The 22157-nt window shown below is 49.2% G+C and carries 13 protein-coding genes, 1 tRNA gene and 4 pseudogenes; 9 read left to right on the top strand and 9 right to left on the bottom strand.

The genetic code is table 11. The features are described 5' to 3' along the window. Positions 1 to 223: pseudogene (locus tag ACOI7D_RS26185) on the bottom strand (carbohydrate porin); the annotation flags it as partial. A 330-nt stretch (positions 224 to 553) separates the two neighbouring features. Beyond that, positions 554 to 1873 carry a xylose isomerase gene (xylA, locus tag ACOI7D_RS26180; RefSeq protein WP_281166505.1) on the bottom strand — a complete coding sequence of 440 codons (1320 nt, stop codon included), beginning with the start codon at positions 1871 to 1873 and terminating at the stop codon, positions 554 to 556. Between the two features lie 426 nt (positions 1874 to 2299). On the opposite strand from xylA, the gene ACOI7D_RS26175 reads away from it, so the two are divergent. Both ACOI7D_RS26175 and ACOI7D_RS26170 read left to right on the top strand, forming a co-directional pair. Continuing rightward, a complete protein-coding gene (locus tag ACOI7D_RS26175; protein WP_072199169.1) occupies positions 2300 to 3739 on the top strand; it encodes an MFS transporter in 1440 nt (479 codons plus the stop codon). 58 nt (positions 3740 to 3797) lie between these two features. Then, positions 3798 to 5477, top strand: a complete 1680-nt coding sequence (locus ACOI7D_RS26170) for a glycoside hydrolase family 43 protein (RefSeq protein ID WP_109546700.1) — start codon at positions 3798 to 3800, stop codon at positions 5475 to 5477. Between the two features lie 82 nt (positions 5478 to 5559). Here the strand turns inward: ACOI7D_RS26170 and ACOI7D_RS26165 are convergent, their stop codons facing one another. Next, the gene (locus tag ACOI7D_RS26165) at positions 5560 to 6198 is read right to left on the bottom strand and encodes an HNH endonuclease (protein WP_048296547.1); all 639 of its coding nucleotides are present in this window, start codon (positions 6196 to 6198) and stop codon (positions 5560 to 5562) included. Positions 6199 to 6377: 179 nt separating this feature from the next. Between ACOI7D_RS26165 and ACOI7D_RS26160 the strand changes: the two genes are divergently transcribed. Next, entirely contained in the window at positions 6378 to 7247 is an 870-nt protein-coding gene (locus ACOI7D_RS26160) for a phosphorothioated DNA-binding restriction endonuclease (RefSeq protein ID WP_109546701.1), read from the top strand. 283 nt (positions 7248 to 7530) lie between these two features. Here ACOI7D_RS26160 and ACOI7D_RS26155 read toward each other — a convergent pair. Then, a pseudogene (locus ACOI7D_RS26155) lies at positions 7531 to 7668 on the bottom strand (FosA family fosfomycin resistance glutathione transferase); the annotation flags it as partial. A gap of 37 nt (positions 7669 to 7705) precedes the next feature. Beyond that, positions 7706 to 8910 (bottom strand): annotated as a pseudogene (locus tag ACOI7D_RS26150) (IS3 family transposase). A gap of 89 nt (positions 8911 to 8999) precedes the next feature. On the opposite strand from ACOI7D_RS26150, the pseudogene ACOI7D_RS26145 reads away from it, so the two are divergent. The 4 genes and pseudogenes from ACOI7D_RS26145 to ACOI7D_RS26130 form a co-directional block, all read left to right on the top strand. Next, positions 9000 to 9353: pseudogene (locus ACOI7D_RS26145) on the top strand (Fic family protein); the annotation flags it as partial. Positions 9354 to 9516: 163 nt separating this feature from the next. Beyond that, positions 9517 to 10503 carry a hypothetical protein gene (locus tag ACOI7D_RS26140; RefSeq protein ID WP_109546702.1) on the top strand — a complete coding sequence of 329 codons (987 nt, stop codon included), beginning with the start codon at positions 9517 to 9519 and terminating at the stop codon, positions 10501 to 10503. Between the two features lie 419 nt (positions 10504 to 10922). Next, a complete protein-coding gene (locus tag ACOI7D_RS26135; protein ID WP_109546703.1) occupies positions 10923 to 12953 on the top strand; it encodes an ATP-dependent nuclease in 2031 nt (676 codons plus the stop codon). Then, positions 12950 to 14623: a UvrD-helicase domain-containing protein gene (locus ACOI7D_RS26130; protein WP_109546704.1), complete on the top strand. Its 1674-nt coding sequence runs from the start codon at positions 12950 to 12952 to the stop codon at positions 14621 to 14623. The genes ACOI7D_RS26135 and ACOI7D_RS26130 overlap by 4 nt, the downstream gene beginning before the upstream one ends. Positions 14624 to 15546: 923 nt before the next feature. On the opposite strand, the gene ACOI7D_RS26125 is transcribed toward ACOI7D_RS26130, so the two are convergent. The 4 genes from ACOI7D_RS26125 to ACOI7D_RS26110 all read right to left on the bottom strand — a co-directional run bounded on the left by ACOI7D_RS26125 (position 15547) and on the right by ACOI7D_RS26110 (position 19409). Further along, the gene (locus tag ACOI7D_RS26125) at positions 15547 to 16980 is read right to left on the bottom strand and encodes a restriction endonuclease (protein WP_012737248.1); all 1434 of its coding nucleotides are present in this window, start codon (positions 16978 to 16980) and stop codon (positions 15547 to 15549) included. 440 nt (positions 16981 to 17420) lie between these two features. Continuing rightward, positions 17421 to 18803 (bottom strand): tyrosine-type recombinase/integrase, encoded by a 1383-nt coding sequence (locus tag ACOI7D_RS26120; RefSeq protein ID WP_109546705.1) that lies wholly within the window; start codon positions 18801 to 18803, stop codon positions 17421 to 17423. Between the two features lie 3 nt (positions 18804 to 18806). Next, positions 18807 to 19103 carry an Arm DNA-binding domain-containing protein gene (locus tag ACOI7D_RS26115; protein WP_086076615.1) on the bottom strand — a complete coding sequence of 99 codons (297 nt, stop codon included), beginning with the start codon at positions 19101 to 19103 and terminating at the stop codon, positions 18807 to 18809. 221 nt (positions 19104 to 19324) lie between these two features. After that, positions 19325 to 19409 (bottom strand) — tRNA-Leu (locus ACOI7D_RS26110). Positions 19410 to 20000: 591 nt separating this feature from the next. Here ACOI7D_RS26110 and ACOI7D_RS26105 point away from each other — a divergent pair. Together ACOI7D_RS26105 and ACOI7D_RS26100 are read left to right on the top strand one after the other, a co-directional pair. Continuing rightward, positions 20001 to 20675 carry a carbonic anhydrase gene (locus tag ACOI7D_RS26105; RefSeq protein ID WP_101977479.1) on the top strand — a complete coding sequence of 225 codons (675 nt, stop codon included), beginning with the start codon at positions 20001 to 20003 and terminating at the stop codon, positions 20673 to 20675. Next, positions 20672 to 22141, top strand: coding sequence for a SulP family inorganic anion transporter (locus tag ACOI7D_RS26100; RefSeq protein ID WP_109546706.1), 1470 nt, complete (start codon positions 20672 to 20674; stop codon positions 22139 to 22141). The genes ACOI7D_RS26105 and ACOI7D_RS26100 overlap by 4 nt, the downstream gene beginning before the upstream one ends. Positions 22142 to 22157: the final 16 nt, after the last annotated feature.

Genomic DNA, 22157 nt, shown 5'->3' with positions numbered 1-22157 from the left:
TATCCGGCGAGGCGGCGGTTGTCTGCGGGTTGGTAATGACGTCGACCTTTTTGTCGGCCGCGGCGTCAATTTTCGCCTGGCGGTCGGCCAGCGCTTTATCAACGGCTTTGGCGACGATGGCGTCGATCTGTTCCTGAGTAAATTCTTGCGCCATTACAGAGGTAAGCGGAAAAAACGCGGCGATAACCGCCATGGTTAATGGAAGTTTTTTTATCATTGTCATGAGTTTCTCAATATAGGTTAATTTTATTCAGACAATAACCAGCCTATTCTGAGCTGACAGAATATGTCGCTATCATCAGAACAAGTTATTTTTTATTTTGTACGGTCACAGAGGCATTACACAATTATCGCTACTCGCCCTCCCTCACTGATATTAAACAGGTGGCACAATGGCAGAACCATCCGCGCGGCGGATTGTTCCTCTATAGACAGTCAAACAGATAGCCTTTCGGCACAGACAGCATAAATACAACACGAACAAATAAACGCTATTTCCCGGCAGCGGGCAGACGGCGGAATACATGCCCCCGCAGGGGCATGTCAGCAAAAATTAACCAAAGATATAGGTATTGACGAGATTTTCGAGTAATTCCTGACGCCCGCTGTGATGCTGCGGATTCAGATTATGCTGCTCAGCGTACCGGGCAATATTATCCAGCGACATACGGCCGGCCATAATTTGCTGCCCCAGTTCGCCCTGCCAGCCGGCATAGCGTTTTGCCAGACCCCGATCGAGCTTGCCATCCTCAATCATCCGCGCGGCCAGCTTGAGAGACAGCGCCATCACGTCCATGGCGCCAATATGGCCATAGAACATGTCGTATTTGTCGGTGCTCTGCCGGCGAACTTTGGCGTCAAAGTTCAGGCCGCCGGTGGTGAATCCCCCGGCTTTGAGGATCTCGTACATCACCAGGGTATTTTCTTCCACGCTGTTCGGGAACTGATCGGTATCCCAGCCGAGCTGCGCATCGCCGCGGTTGGCATCAACGGAGCCGAAGATCCCCAGCGCGATGGCACTGGCGATTTCATGGTGGAAAGAGTGCCCCGCCAGAGTGGCGTGGTTGGCTTCAATGTTCACCTTGATCTCATTTTCCAGACCAAACTGCTTCAGGAAGCCATACACCGTCGCGACATCGTAATCGTACTGATGCTTGGTGGGCTCCTGCGGTTTCGGCTCGATAAGCAGCGTGCCGCCAAAGCCAATCTTATGCTTGTGCTCCACCACCATCTGCAGGAAGCGGCCAATCTGCTCGCGCTCCTGACGCAGGTCGGTATTCAGCAGGGACTCGTAACCTTCGCGGCCACCCCACAGAACATAGTTTTCGCCGCCGAGCTGGTGGGTGGCGTTCATGGCGGTCACCACCTGCGTGGCCGCCCAGGCAAACACCTCCGGATCGGGGTTGGTCGCCGCCCCGGCGCCGTAGCGCGGGTGGGTAAAGCAGTTGGCGGTGCCCCACAGCAGTTTCACGCCGGTTTGCTGCTGTTTCTCCGCCAGCACCTCGGTCATCACGGCGAAATTGTGCAAATATTCTTTCAGCGACGCGCCTTCTGGCGAGACGTCGACATCGTGGAAGCAGTAATACGGCACGTTGAGCTTGTAGAAAAATTCAAACGCCACGCCCGCTTTGCGTTTGGCCATTTCCAGCGCATCGCCCGCGGCCTGCCAGGGACGCTCAAACGAGCCGGCGCCAAACATATCCGCGCCATTCCAGCAGAAGTTATGCCAATAACAGGCGGCAAAACGCAGATGATCTGCCATGCGTTTTCCCAGCACGATTTCATCCGGATTATAGTGGCGAAACGCCAGAGGATTATCGGTTTTAGGTCCGGCAAAAAGAACGCGTTCGAGCTGGTCAAAATAAGTTTGCATGATGAACTCCGAAATTGAGGAAGCCGAAAATTAACAACTGTGACACATCGTGTATTCTCATCGTCGGTTGCTCAATTACGTTATTTCACTCAGCGATTGAGAAAATGCTCAAATGTGAGCCATCTCGCAAATAAAACTATTTTAAATATCTCGCTTCGCGCGCGTATAGAGTACACTTCCTGGGGAATTCAGGTGGGCATAGCGAATTAAAATGCCGGTTTTGTCACATTGCCTGTCTGCCAAAAAATTAGCGGCGGATGGCGGCTCAACGCAGGTGATACAGGCCTTTGCTTCGAGGATCACAGAAGTAAAAAAACATAATTACTTAATTTAAAAACGTAATAGATTCTTCCATGTCAACTGTGTCAGAAAGTGTTTCACCTACACAAAACAAACCGGAGTCTGCTTAGAATGAGTAAAAACATAATGCACAGTCGGCATGATGAATATCATAAATTAACCCGCGGAGAACGAATTGGTTATGGCATGGGCGACTTTGCGCAAAACCTGGTTTTCGGCACAATTGGGGGTTTTCTGGCTTTGCATATGCTGACGGTAAATACCATCAGCACGGCAACGGCAGGCTTTATTTTTCTTTTTGTCCGCATAATTAACGTGTTTTGGGATCCGATGGTCGGCACCTACGTGGATAAACGAACCTCGAAAGCAGGGAAATATCGTCCGTGGCTGTTACGAGCCGGCGTGCCGCTGGTGATCCTCTCGGCATTACTGTTCGCGCCCATCCCCGGAGTGAAAGGTTCGGTGGCTTTCGCCTTTATTATTTATCTGGCGCTGGACCTGGTTTATTCCTTAGTCAATATTCCCTATGGCTCATTGAATGCGTCGCTGACCCGCGACCCGGAATCGATCGATAAGCTCACCAGTACCCGCATGATGCTGGCCAACAGCGCCAACCTGCTGGTCTATACCCTGTTCCCGATGTTTGTGCAGATGGCGGCGCCGAAAGATCGCAGCCTAAAAGACACCGGCTTTTTTGGCCTTGAGCTGAATCTGGGGAATTATGCCGATCCGTCGGCGAACTACGCCTGGTTTGGCGTGTACGCCATCTATATGATCATCGGCGCGGTGGCTCTGTTTATCTGTTATAAATTCACCAAAGAACGCGTTGTCGCGACCGCCGAGCAGACCGCCAACGTCAAAACCACCGACCTTTTCCACGAGCTCCGACATAACCGCCCGCTGGTTATTCTGGGTATGTTCTTTATGCTGGCCTTTACCTTCATGTTCTTCATGAACACCGTTAACGGCTTCTTCAACCAGTACGTCGTCGGCCACTCCGAATGGATGGGCGCGGTGGGTCTCGTCGCGTCTATTCCCGGCATCGCCTTCCCGATTTTCTGGCCGAAACTGAAAAAAATCTTTGGTAAAAAAGGCTTCTTCCATCTGTTCCTCGCCATGTTCATCGTCGGCGAACTGCTGACCTACGTCTGGTCCCGCGAAGGGATGCACGACGCGCTGTGGCTGGCCTACATCGCCACCTTTATTAAACAGTGGGGCTTAACCTCCGCCACCGGCTTTATGTGGGCGCTGGTACCGGAAGTCATCGCGTACGGCGAATTAAAATCTGGCAAACGCAATGCCGCCATTATCAATGCCATTATGGGACTCTTCTTCAAGATCGGCTTCACCATCGGCGGCGCGATCCCGCTGTGGCTGCTGGCGGTGTATGGCTTTAATGAAAGCGGCGCCGTGCAAAGCGCCAGCGCCATCGACGGGATTATTATGACCGCGGTGTGGATCCCGATCGCGCTGGCCGCTATTTCGATGGTGATTATCCAGGTTTATCCGATCTCCGATAAACATGTTACCGACATCAACCGTCAGCTGGATGAGATCCGCGTGTAGTTAAAAAAATTATAAATCAGACCGATTCGTCACTTTCCATTTTAAAAGGTGTAATGAAATGTCACTTATTCAAAACCCGATATTACGCGGCTTTAATGCCGACCCCAGTATTATTCGCGTCGAGGATACGTACTATATTGCCAACTCGACGTTTGAGTGGTTCCCGGGCGTGCGTTTACATGAGTCGAAAGACCTGAAAAACTGGAACCTGCTGCCTTCGCCGCTCTCCACCACCACCCTGCTGGACATGAAGGGCAACCCCTCCTCCGGCGGCATTTGGGCGCCGGCGCTCTCCTGGGCCGACGGGCAATTCTGGTTGGTGTATACCGATGTGAAGGTCACCGAAGGCGCCTTCAAAGACATGACCAACTACCTGACCACCGCGAAGGATATTCAGGGCCCGTGGAGCGACCCGATCAAGCTGAACGGCGTCGGGTTTGACGCCTCGCTGTTCCATGACGACGATGGCCGGAAATATATCGTCCAGCAAACCTGGGATCACCGGGAGTACCATCACCCCTTCGATGGCATTACCTTAACGGAGCTGGATACCAACACGCTGAAGTTAATGCCGGAAACCGCGCGCACCATCTACCGCGGCACCGCCGTGGCGCTGGTCGAGGGGCCGCACCTCTATAAACTGAACGGCTACTACTACCTGTTTGCCGCCCAGGGCGGCACCGTGTTTACCCACCAGGAGGTGGTGGCGCGGTCGAAAACCCTCGAGGCCGACAGCTTTGAAACCGAGCCGGGCGACGTGTTCTTAACCAACGTCGACACCCCGGACAGCTACATCCAGAAACAGGGCCATGGCGCACTGGTCTCCACTCCGGAAGGCGAATGGTATTACGCCTCGCTCTGCGCCCGGCCGTGGAATCGCCCGGGGGAATCCATCTACGACCCGCGCGGCTGGTCAACCCTCGGCCGGGAAACCGCGATCCAGAAAGTGTACTGGGATGACGAGGGCTGGCCGCGTATTGAAGGCGGTCACGGCGGGAAAACCTTCGTCGAAGGGCCGAAAGACGCCATCTTCACCGAAAGCGCCAGCGATAATAGCCAGCAGGATGACTTTACGTCGCCAGCGCTCGACCCGAACTGGAATACCCTGCGGGTGCCGTTTACGGCCAAAATGGGCACCACCGGTAACGGCAAATTAACCTTAATCGGCCAGGGTTCGTTAGCCAATACGCATGACCTGTCGCTGATTGCCCGCCGCTGGCAGGCCTTCTATTTTGACGCCGCGGTGAAGGTGAAATTCGAGCCCTTCAGCTACCAGCAGATGGCCGGGTTAACGAATTACTATAACGACCGCCACTGGAGCTTCGTCTTCCTGACCTGGAATGAAATTAACGGCAAGGTCATCGAAGTCGGCGAAAATAACCGCGGGAAATACACATCGTACCTGAAAGATAACGCCATCAAGGTGCCGGACGGCGTGGAATACGTCTGGTTCCGGACCAAAGTCCGCAAGCAGACCTACAGCTATGAATACAGCTTCGATGGCGTGACGTTCACCGAGATCCCGGTCCAGCTGGATGCCGCGGTGCTGTCCGATGACTATGTGTTGCAGAGCTACGGCGGGTTCTTTACCGGGGCGTTCGTCGGCCTGGCGGCGGTAGACTACGCCGGGTACGGCACCCAGGCTGAGTTTTATCAGTTCGAGTATCAGGAGCTGGGCGATAGGTTAGCGGCCGATGGCAGCTACAGCTGGGAGGCTGGCGAGACGCGGGATAAGTAAGGGAGAGCGGACCCACGCTACCGGTAAGGTAGCGTGGGGTTTGTGCTGTGTGTGATGTAATTAAAGCGAGTGCTGTCGGATGTCAGTCTGCGGGGCGCAGCCGGGCCTTCAGCTCTTCGGGAGTAAACGGCGGATCTCGCCGGTGCAGCATTGCATGGCAATTGGGACATACCGGGATCAGATCGGTTTCAGGGTTCAGACGGTAGTCCTGCTTTATCCCGGCCAGCGGAATGAGATGGTGGATATGGATAAAACCCTGGCCGATTTCGCCATAGCGGCTGGCCATATCCAGACCGCATACCTGACACCGGCAGCCGTGTAGGCGAAGCGCCGCCTGACGAGCCTGACGGTCGCGCTCATAGCGATTGACCACCACCTGCAACGCCGCCCCTTCCACGTACTCCATGGTCGTCTGCCCCTCATCGGGGAAAAGCGCAACCTCGTCATCGCCAGCGCCCTGCGACGCGATCGTAAATCCTTGCTCCAGTAACAGACGCACGCATTTTGATTTAATCCCCCCGCTGAAATCCGCCGGGGTAAATTCCGTTCCCGTCGCAAGCGTGGCCGCTAACCCGACGATGGCTTTTGAAGGATACCGACGCCCCTCAAACTCGATCTCATACAGACGCGCGCTTTTAAACTGATGCGCAACGCCTGCATCGTAAGCGCGAATGGCGGCGATGATGCATTCCCTGGATAAATGGTCCGGTAGTTTTTTCATAAGACATAGCTATCTGATGGCGCGAAGCTTGAGTATAAATAGAAAGCTATGGGCTTTTCGAACAAATAACTGGCAGTGATAGTTAAATAGCGATCCACGTAGAATCGCCGCATCTGGTAGGTTGATCGGCAAGGATTTTGCGAGCATCATCGCATTTATTTAGCTGCCAATGTAACGCTATGCCCTCCAGCACGACCCTGCAACACGCGATCGAGAACATCACCATCTGGCGCAAAGGCGAACAGCGTGCACCGCATAAGCCACTGCTGCTGCTGTACGTCCTCTCACAGTACCAGCGAGGCCATGCGCGGATGTTCGACTACGCCTCGGAGATACGTGATGAGCTGCATAGCCTGCTGGAACGCTTTGGCCCGCAGCGCCGCCAGTACCGGCCGGACATGCCCTTCTGGCGCCTGAAAGGCGACGGCTTCTGGGAGCTGCACAACAGCGAACAGTGCTCAACCCAAGGCATCCGACAGCCGCCCGGCAAAGAGCTGGAGCTCTGCCACGTCGCCGGCGGCTTCGATGAGCCGCATTTTGCGCTACTCAACAGAAATAAGAAGCTGATCAATACTCTCGCCCATCAGATCCTCGAAGCGCATTTCCCGGAGAGTATTCAGGAAGAGCTGGCAGAAGAGATGGGGTTTGATCTGCAGCAGATCCGTAAAGAGCGCGACCCACATTTTCGCCAGCAGGTGCTGCGCGCCTATAACTATGAGTGCGCGATCTGCGGCTTCAATATGCGCCATGATAATACCTCCGTCGCCCTGGAAGCGGCCCATATTAAATGGAAGCAACACGGCGGCCCCTGCGAAATCCCTAACGGCCTGGCGCTCTGCGCGATTCACCATAAGGCTTTTGATAAAGGATCCATTGGTCTGGATGAGGATATGCGCATCCAGGTTTCGCCGGCGGTGAACGGCGGGGGCATCGTTGGCAGGCTGTTCTGGGATTTTGATGGTAAGCCGATTACCTTGCCGCTGGGGAAAGAATGCTATCCGCAGGAGGGGTTTGTGGCGTGGCACCGGCGGGAGGTGTTCAGGGGGTGAGGGGGGATGGTGTGTGGGGTTTAATGTTGAGCGTAGGGTTTAAGGATTGTGAATGTGTTTCGGAGAGGATTTCGTGGTTGATCAATGATTGGTCGTGGCTAGATTAAAGGACTTATTTATTGGTTGTTTTGATATTGATGTTTGTGAGTTGGTACGAAGGCCGGACTCGCCTTTTCGTTTAGTTTATTGAAAATTAATGAGTTGTGAGGTTTTAGTTTGGGAATTTGCCCCCAGAATGGGACTTAAAATTGAATACTGGGTGAAAGATCACAAAGTTGCGTGATTATTTTCCAGGTCCGAAACGCATTCCAAAGTAAAGCTTCTCACGGCATTGCACCAGTCGAGATGCTAAATCTCCCACATGCAACTCCAGCTTGTGACCATCCGGGTCAAGAAAATAGAAAGATTGCCCTTCGCTTTTTGGATTTGCCCCTATATATCCAGACGCGTTTTCTCTCTTATGGTTGCGATAACTTTCTGCGTATATATTCCCGTGGTGAGCGATACCCCAGCGCGCTGTGTGGATGATGTTCGTTGTCATGACTGAACGCCACCGCCAGATTCATCACCGCCGTCCCGCTGTCCGGTTTGGGCATGATGCTGATGTAATCCCGCTTTATCGTCTTCACGAAGCTTTCTGCTATACCGTTACTTTCCGGGCTCCTCACTGCTGTTGTGCATGGCTCAAGCCCCAACATACGAGCGAACGCCCGTGTTTCATGCGCCCTGTAAGCCGAACCATTATCCGTCAGCCATTCCAGCGGCTCTGACGGCAGACGCTGCCCGAAGCGCTTTTCCACCGCGCCCAGCATCACATCCTGCACGGTTTCTTTGTCATAGCCGCCCGTGCCCGCGGCCCAGTCGATGATCTCCCGGTCACAGCAGTCCTGGGCAAAGGTTACCCGCAACTTTTCGCCATTGTCACAGCGGAACTCAAAGCCGTCTGAACACCAGCGCCGGTTGCTTTCAGCGACCGCCACGCGTCCTTTATGGGCCCGTTTTCGGTGGTTATCAGCAGGCTTACGTTCAAGAAGCCGATGGTGGGTGCTTATAACGCGGTACACCCGTTTCGCGTTCACAACAGGCTGCCCGTCCTGCTCAGACTCCCGTCGCAACAGCGCCCACACACGGCGATAACCATACGTCGGCAGGTCAGCCACCGCCATGTTTATCCGGGACAATACGGTGGTATCGTCAGAACGGGGCTGCCGTCTGCGATCCTGTCAGTCAGATGGCCGGTGAACCCGAATGCTCAACTGCGCACGCGACACGCCAAGACTTCTGCAAACGTCGCTTATTCGTCGTTCCCAGGCAACGAGGGCGCATGCGCAATCCATTTTTTTGCCCGGCCGAACTCCACGGCCTCTTTGAGTATCTCGGCTTCCATCGTCTTTTTGCCCAGAAGGCGCTGGAGTTCGCGAATTTGCTTATTGGCGGCAGCGAGTTCGGAGGCCGGCACCACTTCCTCGCCCGATGCAACAGCCGTCAGTGAACCGTCTTAATATTGCTTGCGCCATTTGAATATCTGGTTTGCATTGATGCCATGCAGGCGCGCGACATGAGACACGGTCATACCGGGCTCCATAGTCTGCTGAATAATGGCAATTTTTTCCTGCGGTGTACGACGCCGACGCCGCTCAGGTCCTGATAACACTCCAACCATCTTATCGTTCTGACTGGTATTAAACATAGGTCTAAGACTACCTCTTATTTTAAGAGAGGCGAAGTGTCTGGTGGTCTATGGGGCCAGTCTACAGAGTGACAAAAGAAAGTGATTAGGAATCTGGATATTTTTTATGTTGAAAGCAGTGGAGAACACGTCCCGATGGACGACTGATAAGATTTTGGTTGTTCGGGCATTGATGGCAGAAACCATAGAGTATGTACGCAAGCAGCTGCCGAAAATCCACACCCATGAACTTATTCAGGCACTTTTTGCACTGCCGTATTGTCGGATCGATAACCTCGTTGAACGAGGCATAGCCAAACGCCAGACAGCATCAGCTATACCCCAAACAGCTCGAAATAGGCGTACTGAGAGAAATGAGTGTTGACCGTAAAAGGCTGTATATCAACACCAGATTGTTACGGGAATTGAATCAGTAAGATGCAAATCCACTGAGCGAAACCTAATCTGACAGACGGCTTTGTGCTGAAGCGGACGAACTTGAAAAACCAGTCTATAATCGAAACATTGACAACAAAAAAGTCGACTCTAGGTTAAAGATATTAGAAAATGGTGAAATTATGATTCATTAAGGTAGATAAAATGAGCAACTCTGAAGAAGAAAAATACAAGATTAGTCGTGATAACATTGATAGACCAGAGTTAATAAAATTAATTTACAAACCAAAATTTTTGTTAGCGGTAGTTTTAATCTATGCTGGATTAGGCATTCCCTTTTTACTGAAGTCACAATACAATTTAACATATTTTTTCGAAAAATTCGGTCCAATGACATTAGGTGTCATATCTGCTTTCTTAGGGTTAACAATATTAATGGGGGAGATAAGCAAGATTAAAAAATTTAAACGAGAGGACCGTTTCATTGATGTTGATGACAATCGAGACAGTAGAGATCAAACGTTTCAAAAAAAAATTCTTAGTGAATTAAATTCTACTAAATCCAAATCTGACAGTTTTTCCACAGACAACATCGAAGAAATAGTGTCTAAGGCGATTGAATCTAAAACTTTAGATCAAGCTAATATGTTTGATTCATTTGAAAATTACTTTAATGAAATTCGTCGAGTTTTATTGGAGCAAGCATATACATCAGACAAAAAAGCCTCAATACTCCTCGACAAAGGTACTTCATACTCAAAAGGCGGAATAACCTTTTTCATAACTTCAATAATTGTGTGGCAAGTACTATCCTGGCTTACTGGATTCAAAGAACAATATATTTATGGGATGATTTCTTGCTCTCTATTATTTATCTTCATCGAATTTTTATCAGCTTGGTTTTTAAAAAAATATCGTCACTTTGTTGATACATCAACATACCATATTAAAGTAAAATCTATATTTGACAAATACATGATGTCGTACTTGGCTATTAAAAGCCTTGGCGACAATAATCGTAGTGATGAGACAAAGTATCAAGCTATGCTTAGGGTTCTTGAAGAAGAAATAAAATGGCCCGAATCATATCTTTTGAAAAAATCCGAGGTGAGTTTTGCCAGGGAGGCAATTGAAACGATGTCCCATTTTGCAAAGGCAATTAAGTCTGAAGCTAAAAATAAGGCAAGCTGAATTAATAGTGTATATTAAATAGTTGCATCATAGCCAACCCAAAGCGAGACTATGTAACTTGAAAAGCGGATCTGTAATGGCTTAATTGATATTTTTGAACATAACTAAAGTGAACACAAAACCAAGAGATGCCAGTATGTCCGCTTCGTACAAGCCCTTAACCTCAGAGGGCTGGCGGCTTCGTGCTGTGTGTTACATCCATCGATTGAAGTCACAGGTGTATGGCAGCCGGATGAGAGATGCAGTGCAGGGAAGCAGTAAGTAAATGTTTATTGGGCAAAAAATTTATGTGACGAGTACCTCTTTAATGCTTCTTTTGTTGACATTACATGCATTCAAGCATTGATTTTAAAAATAAAATCAATACCATGAATTAATGTGCATCAGGATTGCGTATTTGTATAATCAGGACTTGATATATGCAACTTAAGAAAATTTTTATCTCCGGCTTTAAAAGCATTTCCAATCAAAATCCCCAAACCATTGACCTTGAGCATGAATTAACCACGTTTATTGGCCATAATGGAACTGGAAAGAGTACAGCTATGGAGGCGCTTAATAAGCTTTTTTCGGTGGATAATTCCCTTCGAAGCTTATCAATAAATGACTTCCATAATGCGGATGATGGGAAAGATGAAAAAACCAGAAGCTTAATTATAGAAACTTGGTTTAGCTTTCCTAAACCCAAAGAAGGCAAAATTTCCATCCCTCCGTTAATTGAACATCTTACCATTGATAAATCTGATGGGAATATTCTTTTTAGGGTGCGATTAGAGGGGAAACTTTCTTTTGAAGCAAATCCCATGGGGGATATTGACGAAGATATCTGGGTAGTAAGTACCAGCGACGAGGTTGTTGAAGAGAGCAGTAAGCAGAAGCTTTCCGCCGCAGTAAGAAACGCCATTCAAGTGAGTTATGTTCCAGCCAACCGAGATCCTTTATTGCAATTAAAATATTCATCGAAAGCGGTGCTTGGACGCTTATTGAAAGCGATTGAATGGGTTGGAGGGAGCCAGGAAGTATTAGAGGAGCAAGCAGCTAAGTTAAACGCATTAACGAAGAGTAATCCTGCATTAAATGAGATTGCGGCGGCGATTAACGCCAGTTGGGGGAATATCTACAAGGGGCGTTATTTATCTCAGGCGTCGCTGAATTTTCCACTCGCTAATATCGATGAAATACTAAAATTAATACAACTTCAATTTAACCCTGATGAAACCGGCAACACGATTAATGTAGACCGACTAAGCGATGGGCAAAAATCATTGGTCTATTTTTCTCTTATCAAGGCAATGTTTGATATTGATAAGAAGACTAGGGAGTTGATTTCCTCAGGCGCGGCTTCTAATTTTAATCCTGAAAAAATGAGATTGCCTATTTTTAGTATGATCTCTCTGGAAGAGCCTGAAAACCATCTTTCTCCTCATTACTTAGGTAGAATAATTAAGTTAGTGAAAGATTATGGTCGTAATGAGCTGTGCCAAGTTATTATTTCTTCCCATTCATCTTCCATTTTAAGCCGAATCGAGCCCGAGCAAATACGTCACTTTAGATTGGATCAGATATCAAAAAGCACGGTAGTAAGCGCATTAACGCTACCGGAAAAAGAAGACGAGCTTTCTAAGTTTATTAAAGAGGCAGTTAAATCATACCCTGAAATCTATTTTTCTAAACTGGTGATATTTGGCGAAGGGGATAGTGAGGAAATTATAATTCCAAAGGTGCTTGAGCTGTATTCGACGGAGATTGATAGCCATTCTATCTCTGTTGTTCCTCTTGGTGGACGTCATGTGAATCATTTTTGGCGTCTGTTGAAGTCATTACAGATTCCCTTTATCACTTTACTGGATTTCGATATCGATAGAAATGGCGGTGGGTTCGGCCGACTTAGATATGCTATTGAGCAACTGTCTATTTTCTGTGGTGGAAAATATGGCAAGACAAAAGAAAAAATACCTGCATGGGATGACGAACGAGATCCAACAACATTTAAACTTCCGCGTACTGACGGTGATTCATATAATGTTGTGGCTGCGTTGGAGAATCATAATATTTATTTTTCATCGCCTCTAGATATCGATTACGCAATGATTGAAGCATTCCCTGATATTTTCTGTGAAAAAGATGTGGTCTATGGGGAAAGAGGGCCTAAAAATATTGAACAGGAAGAACAGGAAGAACAGGAAGAACAAAAAAAAGAGCTGATAAATGCAGTATTGAAAAAAGGCAACTCCGACGTCCGTTACGAATTTTCTGTTGATTATCTAAAATATTTCCTGTGGTATCGCTATCGCTTTTTATCCAATAAAAGTAAGCCAGCCTCTCATGTTAGAATGTTTTCTAAAATTGAAGAAAAATATACGCCGGATGAAATCAGAGAAAAATTGCCTCCAGTGTTAATTCGGGTAGCTGACAAGACTGTATCGTTATTGGCGGAGGTTATTGAATGACCAGTAAATGGCTACCTTCTGAGGGCATTGAGCCGACACAGGAGTTAATGGATATTATATTCTGTGATCAATCCGTTTCTGTACTTGCTGGCGCGGGGGCGGGTAAAACGGAGCTTTTAGCTCAGAAATCTAATTACTTGTTGCAGACAGGAAAGTGCATGTGGCCTAAACGCATATTATGCCTTTCATATAAAAAAGAGGCGCAAGAGAATATCAAAACACGTGTGATGAAAAGATGTGGACAAAGAGGTGAGCGCTTTGATTCGTATACTTTCGATGCTTTTTGCAAGAGTATTGTTGACCGTTTTAAAGATGTTTTGCCTGAGAATAAAAGACCCTTAAACAATTATGATTTAGTGTTTAATCAGAAAGCCAATAATGGCAAGGATAAGATATCATTTGATCTAATAAGGAGTTTGGCATTAGATATTTTAACAATTAGAACGGATATTGTTGATCTTTTTTCGTTGACGTATTCACATGTTTTTATCGATGAGTTTCAAGATACCCGCTCTGATCAGTATGAAATGATTAAGCTTCTTTTTAAAGACAAAGGAACGCAATTGCTAGCGGTGGGCGATATCAACCAAAGCATTATGTTGTGGGCTGGTGCCAAGAAAACAGTGTTTGAAGATTGTGAAAAAGAGTTTAATACAACCAAAAAACTATTGGTGCATAATTTTAGAGCTAGTGAGGAAATTCAAGAGGTCTTAAGATGCTTTATTCATTTTGTACAAAATGATGCTAACTTTACGCCAATAATCAAAAGTATCGATAATTGCACTATTCACTATTATGATAATGAGCTTTCTGAAGCGGATGATATTGCTGATAAAATCGCAAGATTCATCACTTCTGGCATTGAAGAAAAAGAGATTTGTGTACTGGTTAAACAGCAGTCGGAGCAATATACGGAAAAACTTCGAGATAAGTTAACGACTAAAGGGATTAGAAATCTTGATTTATCGGAATTGCAAGATGTGTTAAAAGAACCATTAGGGAAAATATTTTCTGCGCTCTTCAAGGTTTATACATCACGCTCATCATCAAGCTATACCGAGCTTTGTGATTTATATCTTGAGTTGCATCGAGTCTCCCGCGGCGATGAAAAAGAAGATGCATTGATTAAAGTATTGTCGGATAACATAGCGGAAAATAAGAAAAATTTAGGCGGTGAGCCTAGCCCCGATTCATTGATAACCTGCATTAAGGATATTATAACTCTATTTGGTGTGAAAAGAATGGTGGGGCGATGGAATCAGTATAAGTCCGCTGATTATTGGGATAAGATCTGGCGTAATCTTGAGCAACATTTGCGCTACACAATAGACGCAACACACTCTCTTAACGAGGCGGCGTTGATGTTTCAGGCGGAAAATTCCGTTCAGGTGATGAACGTGCATAAATGCAAGGGACTGGAATATAAAGTGGTTATTTTTCTTGGCTTAGAGGACCAAGCTTTTTGGGCTTATAAAAACGCAAAATTTGAAAATGATTGCGCTCTCTATGTTGCTTTATCCAGGGCTAAAGAAAGTATAATAATAACTTCTACAAAATGTAGAGAGCATAGAATCACTAATTGGCGAGATGATAGAACCTCTACCTATAAAAATATTGGTCCTATATATTCGTTCTTAACGAAACATTGCAAGTTTAGGGAGGTGAGATAATAGAAAGAACTGACGGAATAAAAATTCAAGTAAATTATCAGGGAATGGGTATGTATAGCCAATAAACTGAAATACTGGCGTATCTTAACCGTTATCAACCGGTTTCATTATCAAAGTATGAGCTTCTTGAAAGAAGCCTAAAAAGGCTTCTTATTGGTTATTGTTTTGCGGTATGAGTTGTGTTGCTGTTTCTTACGGTTTGCCTTTATCGTATATGCCCATCAGGCGGGTTGCGTTTATTCGCCAAAATTTTATTTATCATGGCGGTATTGTTTCCTTTAGTTTCATTATTGGTTGAACCGTTAGGTACCTTAGCAGGGTTAGTGCATTGGAAAACACAAGCGTTGACTAATCTTTTATCACGATGAACTTTATGCTCGTAATTTTCTGCGTTATCCGGTGAAAGAATGTGATTACGCCGAGTATTGTTTGCAGGTGAAAATTGCTAATGGTGAGAATAGAGTAAAGCTATTCTTTAGTGAGAAAAGCGCGATTTTTACACTATTCTTACTTTCGTCTTTAACCATAAAAGAGCTTGTTGGTTGGGATTGGTTTATTCTTTAATATCCTAGAATGAAGGTTGGTGGGATATTTTAATTATCTTGCATGGTTTGCTCTGGGCGCTGTTGTTAGGATTTTCATTAGGGACTATTGCAACGAAAATTAACATCGTGCGTTATTACTACCAAATATCATTGATCAAATTAGTGACTAAGTTGTAAGAGCTGTACGGTATGAGACGACAATAACTCAGACCGTCGGCAAAACTAAATAGCTGTTCCGAATACCGATCAAGTTTATTGTTTTGAGTAAATTTCATCCAATCGTTCATAATGAACAGTGAAGCCCTAAGGTTGCTGGACTCCTTACCCGATAATAAGCATTCCTTTATGCAGCAAGGCTTAGCATAAACTGTAGCGCAATTAGGAACTGCTATTTAGAGAAATGAAGATCAATCCATTTCGACCGGGATAGCTAACGATGGCTTGATTTTGCCATACTAAGACTGCACGTGGACCATTAGAAGCATTACCAAGAAATATGCTTTTCTGGAGATGGAGTGACGAGCGGTCAAGCACTACCAGTTCATTATTGTTGCGATTTACTGACAGTAACGAGCTAACTGTGAGTGCTTGCGATAAGGGGTCCACCCATGAAAATGGCTTGCTCCAAGAATTAGCCTCAAATCGAATATCCTGAACTGGCCTCCCAGATTCCGCATCTAGTACGCAGATCCCCCGTTGGGACTGGAACATGCCGATATAAATTCGATTGTGAATATCGTCGTAAGTCAAACATGCTGGGGTAGCGTCATCTGCTCGACCATTTCTCACTTCAGCAAGCTGAGTGTCGACCAAATAAATCTGACGACTGAGATCATAAATCGCTAAATAAGAGTTAGCGTGCGGATATCGTTGTCCATTGATGCGACCACCACGCGAAACACCAATGTAGAGAAGCGGTTGTGTTGGATGTCGGAGCAGCGACATGCAACCCCGACCGCCTTCAGGATACGGCACTGTTGTAACATCGTAAGTGGCGCTATCAATAATATAAAACTGATTAATAGTGTTACTCGCAAAATACACTTTTTTCTCATCATGCGACACCGCTAATTGTCCTTCCCCTCCACCCAGTATTGCTATTCTTTTAACGATAGCATGAGTCGCCAGATCAATGACTAATATAACTTCCGAGAAAACTTGACCTACAAACAAACGCCCATCCGCAATAACCAAACTCCCTGGTGGATGGCTGAGTATTTCTCTAGCGCCGGTTTGCGGAGAGACTTTCTCGTATTTATCGAGATCAATAGTACGGATGATCGCTTTGGAAGCAGGATTAATAATAGCAATACTACACCCGATCCAATTTGCACTAATAATGACATTGTTATACAGAAGTAAGTCATGCGGCCCAGCTAGGTTTGGAAATTGATAGATAGGCTCTCCTTCGCCACTGCTGTTCAGAATAAGCGGGACTTCTGACGCTGCTGCCAGTGCAGTGCGGGAAAATTCATCCAATGACGTCACAAGAGTAATATTTGTCCCACGCGCAGCATCATATGCCCCAGATTGAAAACCAACCTCACTGACAATAATTCCCCGGTCAGCACCGAGGTCTTCAATGATGCTCTTGAGGATAAGCACTTTTTCCTTGGGGACGCGAGTTTTCCATAATTTGCATTCGATCACCCAAGTACAGAGAATACCTGAACGAAAAAAGGTCGCGTAGACGTCGATATCATGTGTTGCACGAGCACCCTTTGTGCGAAAATCAATCTGAGCATTACACCCAAGATCTCGAAATACTTTCGCTGTGGCTTCTTGATAGGCATGCCAATTTTTGTAACTCATACAATTCCTTCCCTACGATGCCATCGCCATTTTCTGTGTGTCAGTCCAGTTTATGATGAGGCACCTGATTATAGTAAAAATATCAATCACGTACTGTTTTGAGATAGCTATCCAATACTAGCCGTTCTTCCTGTTTTGGTATGAAGATATGCGGATTAATTGTGAATCGCCATGAATTATCTCGACGCTTCCGGTGCGCACTCTAGGTTATTTACACACATAATGTCCGCTTCACAGCTCTTAGCTGACTGCCAAATTTAATCTTACCCTACTAAAAGGTATCATCAGGTTAAGTTACTACTAATACCTTCTTCTGGTAACAACGCAAAATGTCTTCCCTAACTCTTTCAAGCCATTAAGACCCTTGATTGCTTGCGAATTCAATTGACAACCCACCCTACATAAACGTTCTCCGTATCAAGAATGATTAAACATCTGTATCACCCATGCTCCCTCATCTCAATTTCCTCTTGGGCAACCATCAGAACCAACTCTGACTTTGAAATCAGCAGATCTTTCGGCTTCCCACCTCTCAACCTGCGGTTTGCCGAGCCAAACCAGATAGCTAGCCCCCACGGCGTTTTACGCTCTTTGAACAGCGAAAGAATAAGCCTGACAACCTTGAGAGGTCGCATTTTCTCATCCAGAACATAATCCGGGTACAAATCCTCCCCGTCGACCTTCAGCGAGAAAATCTTACCTGCGGCTTTCCAGCCTTTCGGGCCAGCTTCAGGATCGGCAGAACGAAAACCCGCTTTTGCCGATAACTCAGACGCCGTCAGCCATTCCGAATCAGCCAGTATCCGGGCTTTCAGCTCCTCCACTTGTCGGTCATTACGCTCCTGGAAGCTCATATGGTCGAGTGCGCCTCCCGGCGATTTTTTGAAGCCATACGGCACCACATGCCTGAAGCGGTTCGCATCCAGATAATCCGCCCACCACTGCATCATTTCCCGGCGTTCTTCGAGATGCTGCGCCTTATGGATATACGCCGCACGAACGCGCTTGCGCTCCTGATGGCTCATCTGGCGCTCTACCGCGTCGCTTGACCACAGGCCCGACTCCACCAGCGCGCTACAGGCCATGGTGCGAAACCCGTGGCCACAGACATCTTTCTGGGTGTCGTAGCCCATCACCCGCAGCGCTTTGTTGATGGTGTTTTCACTCATCGGTTTGCGGTAATTGTGGTCGCCGGGGAACACCAGCTCAGTTCCCGGTCGGCAATGCTGCCGCACCTCGCGCAGCAGTTCGATGGCCTGATGTGACAGAGGTACCAGGTGTGGAGATCGCATCTTCGCGCCACGCGCAGAGTATTTAACGCCGGGGATCGGTTCACGCTCGGCGGGAATGGTCCACATGGCGTTATGCAGGTCTATCTCATCCCAGCGGGCAAAGCGCAGTTCGCTGGAGCGGATGAATAATAACAACGCCAGCTTTACCGCCAGTTGTGTCAGCTTACGTCCTTTGAAGTCGTCGACTCTTTCCAGAAAATCAGGGATAAGATTCAGATCCAGCGCCGGGTGATGACGTACTTTGGGCGTGGAGACCGCGCCGGTTAAATCTGATGCGGGGTTATGATCGATAATGCCGTTCTGGACGGCATAGCGCATCACGCAAGCGGTACGTTGCTGAAGCCAGGAAGCAACGTCCAGTTTGCCCGCTTTCTCCATCTCTTTGATGGGTACCAGCAGGTCTTTGACCTTCATTTTGGTAATATCCCAGCTGCCGTTCGTGGGGAATACGTAAAGCTCGAAATAACGCAGCACCCGCTTCTTATGTTCCGCCGACCAGTTCACGTTGCTGGAGACCCATTCGCGCGCCACGGACTAGAACGTATAAAGGGGCTCTCCACCCCGCTTTTCCTCTCTGCGTTTTTCCGCCGGATTAATGCCTTCTAAAATAAGCCTTCTTATATCCGCTTGCTTCTCCCTTGCCAGTGCGAGAGAAATAAGCGGATAAGGGCCTAATGCCATACGGTTCTCTTTGTTTCCAAAGCGAAATTTCAGATACCACAGCTTAGATCCGCTGGGGTTAACCTGAATGTAAAGACCGCGACAGTCAGAGAGCCTGTATGCCTTGCCAAGCGGCCTGGCATGCCGGATTGCGAGATCTGTAAGCGCCATTTGGGGGGTCATTCCTCTATCGAACCGGGTTTGCCCCCTTTTTTGCCCCCAAATCGCGTGGTTGTCAATGGATGAAAAATGACCAACACGGAAAAACCACAAAATGAATATGTCTATTACCGAAAAATAAATTATCTTTGAATTACAGACGGATATGCACGAATTTGGACGGAGATGGACACAAAAAAAGCCACCCTTAGGTAGCTAATTATTGCATCACTTGGTGCCGAAGGCCGGACTCGAACCGGCACGTATTTCTACGGTTGATTTTGAATCAACTGCGTCTACCGATTTCGCCACTTCGGCACTGAAGGGGATGCGGAAACGTTCTGGATTATACCTGTCGGCGGCGGCCATGCAAGCGACAGCGTGTCGTCATTGCGCTAAGTGTTGAAAAAAACAGCGCTATCCTGTGCGGCGTCACCTTTTGCCGCCGTTCCATAGCGCGACGGCCACCAGCCCCCCTCCTCTCACAACCCCGCGACCCAACCCCACCTGCCAGCTATACCCCTTCCCCTCAATAGCGCCCTACCACCACTCAAACTCATCTCAAATTTTTCTCACCTCACTCTCACCCGCATCCCCATCACAATCCATCTCTCCCCAAACAAATCCCCAAAATCCACTCCCCCACTATTCTCCCAACCCCTCCCACCATCATTCCCATATATTCCAGAAAGTTTTAGCCAATACCTTTTTGTTATTCATCCGTTCCGCAGCATGATATTAATTTCATCAATATTTTTATAACTTTACATTAATGAAAAGTTTTCTTTTTGCCGTTTATTCCAGGATTTTCCTCAGGCGTGAAGGGTTCCGGTAAACACTATTTTTACTAGTCGCTGTACGAGTCTTGATGGACATATTCACTCGATGAATTAACTCAGGAGAATACTTGTGACGACGTTAAAACCTTTGCTGGCCCGCAACCGCAGCTGGGCGCTGCAGAAGTGTCAGCATGACCCGGACTATTTCGAAAAATGGGTCGACGGGCAGCGGCCCCACTCGCTGTGGATCGGCTGCTCCGATAGCCGCGTTCCCGCCGAGGTGCTCACCGGCAGCCAGCCCGGCGAGCTCTTTGTCCACCGCAATATCGCCAACATGCTCGATCCCGCCGACGACAACGTCATGAGCGTCCTGCAGTATGCCCTCCACTACCTTGAGGTGGAGCGGGTGGTGCTCTGCGGCCACTACGGCTGCGGCGGCGTGCAGGCGGCGCTCTCTCTGCCCACCCTGCCGCTGGCGCAGGAATCCTCGGCGCTGGCTCGCCGCATCGGCCAGTTGCGCCACACCCTGCATCACGAAATTGCGCAGATCGCCGATGGATGTTGTGTTGCAGCCTCCTCCGGCGCCAGCGCCAGCACCGACGCGGAGCGCTCTCGCCACGCGCTGGACGCCCTGGTGGAAGCCAACGTTCGCGCCCAGTTCGCCCGTCTGCTGGAGAGTGAGCCGGTGCAGACGGTGCTCGCCAGCGGGCGGCCGCTCAGCCTGCACGGCTGCGTCTACGATCTGGCTTCCGGCCATTTAACCACCCTCGTCGAACACCTCTCACCGCAGGAGCACGCCCCATGAACACGCTTCGTCAGGACTCTCTCGCCGGCATCGTCGTCTTCCTTGTCGCCCTGCCGCTGTGCCTCGGCATCGCCCAGGCCAGCGGCTTACCGCCTTTCGTCGGCCTGCTGACCGGCATCATCGGCGGCCTGGTCGTCACCGCCCTCAGCCCCTCCCGCTTCGCCGTCAGCGGCCCCGCCGCCGGACTGGTCACTATCGTCGTCGCCGCCATTGAATCCCTGGGTTCTTTCTCCCTCTTCCTGATGGCGCTGGTGCTGGCCGGCGTGCTGCAGCTGCTGTTCGGCATCCTGCGCGCCGGGCGCTTTATCTCGCTGGTTCCCGCCAGCGTCATCAAAGGCATGCTGGCGGCGATCGGCATCCTGCTAATTATGCAGCAGATCCCCGTTGCGCTCGGTACGGCGGAAGAGACCGGGCTTGCCGAAGTGGTTCAGGGCAATGCCGCTTTCTCCGTCACTGCGATTGCCGTCGCCGCGGGCGGCCTGCTGGTGCTCTGGCTGTGGGGCTCGCCGCTTATCCGCCGGGTGAAGAGCCTGCGCTGGATCCCCGGGCCGCTGATCGCCGTCCTGCTCGGCTGCGTGACCACCCTGCTGCTGACCCATTTTGCGCCGCAGCAGCTGGCCGCCCTGCCGCGTATTACCCTGCCGGCGTTCGGCAGCCTCGGCGATCTGCTGGGCGAGCTGGAATCTCCCGCATGGAGCGCGTGGCGCAATCCGTCGGTGTGGGTGGTGGCGGTGACCCTGGCGCTGGTCGCCAGCCTCGAAACCTTGCTCAGCCAGGAGGCGCTGAAAAAGCTGCGCCCGCAAAATCCGCCCCCTTCGCCGAACCGCGAAATGGTCGCCCAGGGCGTCGGCAACCTGCTCTCCGGCGTGCTGGGGGCGATGCCGATCACCGCGGTGATCGTCCGCAGCTCGGTGAACGTCAGCAACGGCGCGCAGAGCAAACTGTCGATCTTTATCCACGGCGTGCTGCTGTTGATCTGCGGCCTGTGGTTTAGCGGCCTGCTGACCCTGATCCCGCTCGCCAGCCTCGCCGCCGTGCTGCTCTATACCGGCTATAAGCTGGCGACGCCGCGGCTGTTCATCGAGCAGTTCCGCCAGGGGGCGGCGCAGTACGTCCCCTTCCTCGCCACCATCGGCGGGATTATCGCCTTCGGCATGCTGGCGGGGATCGGGATTGGTCTTGCCACCCAGATGGCGTTCAGCCTCTGGCGCAGCCATCGCCACTCGCTGCAGCTGGCGCGCTACGATGACCACTACGTGCTGCGCATCCAGCAGAATCTGACCTTTATGCACAATCCGCATCTGCTGGCCCTGCTGGCGAAAATTCCGGAAAAGAGCGTGGTGATCGTCGAGCACGACAGCGTCGGCTACCTCGACCCGGACGTGCAGGCGGTGCTGGATGATTTTGCCGAGAACGCCCCGCAGCGCGGCATCCGGCTTAATCAGTGGCCGCTGGCCAGCCGCTGACCTTAACGGGCGGCTG

Origin of the sequence: Klebsiella sp. C360 (genome assembly GCF_048822415.1) — a bacterium.
GTDB lineage: Bacteria > Pseudomonadota > Gammaproteobacteria > Enterobacterales > Enterobacteriaceae > Klebsiella > Klebsiella quasipneumoniae.
Note: the sequence above shows the minus strand (reverse complement) of the source record. Positions and strands in the feature narration are given on the sequence as shown.

Coding starts and splice junctions, on each gene's coding strand:
- ACOI7D_RS26100 (WP_109546706.1), top strand. CDS start 20,672: ATGAACACGCTTCGTCAGGACTCTCTCGCCGGCATCGTCGTCTTCCTT.
- ACOI7D_RS26170 (WP_109546700.1), top strand. CDS start 3,798: ATGTCACTTATTCAAAACCCGATATTACGCGGCTTTAATGCCGACCCC.
- ACOI7D_RS26175 (WP_072199169.1), top strand. CDS start 2,300: ATGCACAGTCGGCATGATGAATATCATAAATTAACCCGCGGAGAACGA.
- ACOI7D_RS26160 (WP_109546701.1), top strand. CDS start 6,378: ATGCCCTCCAGCACGACCCTGCAACACGCGATCGAGAACATCACCATC.
- ACOI7D_RS26125 (WP_012737248.1), bottom strand. CDS start 16,980: ATGAGTTACAAAAATTGGCATGCCTATCAAGAAGCCACAGCGAAAGTA.
- xylA (WP_281166505.1), bottom strand. CDS start 1,873: ATGCAAACTTATTTTGACCAGCTCGAACGCGTTCTTTTTGCCGGACCT.
- ACOI7D_RS26165 (WP_048296547.1), bottom strand. CDS start 6,198: ATGAAAAAACTACCGGACCATTTATCCAGGGAATGCATCATCGCCGCC.
- ACOI7D_RS26135 (WP_109546703.1), top strand. CDS start 10,923: ATGCAACTTAAGAAAATTTTTATCTCCGGCTTTAAAAGCATTTCCAAT.
- ACOI7D_RS26115 (WP_086076615.1), bottom strand. CDS start 19,103: ATGGCGCTTACAGATCTCGCAATCCGGCATGCCAGGCCGCTTGGCAAG.
- ACOI7D_RS26130 (WP_109546704.1), top strand. CDS start 12,950: ATGACCAGTAAATGGCTACCTTCTGAGGGCATTGAGCCGACACAGGAG.
- ACOI7D_RS26140 (WP_109546702.1), top strand. CDS start 9,517: ATGAGCAACTCTGAAGAAGAAAAATACAAGATTAGTCGTGATAACATT.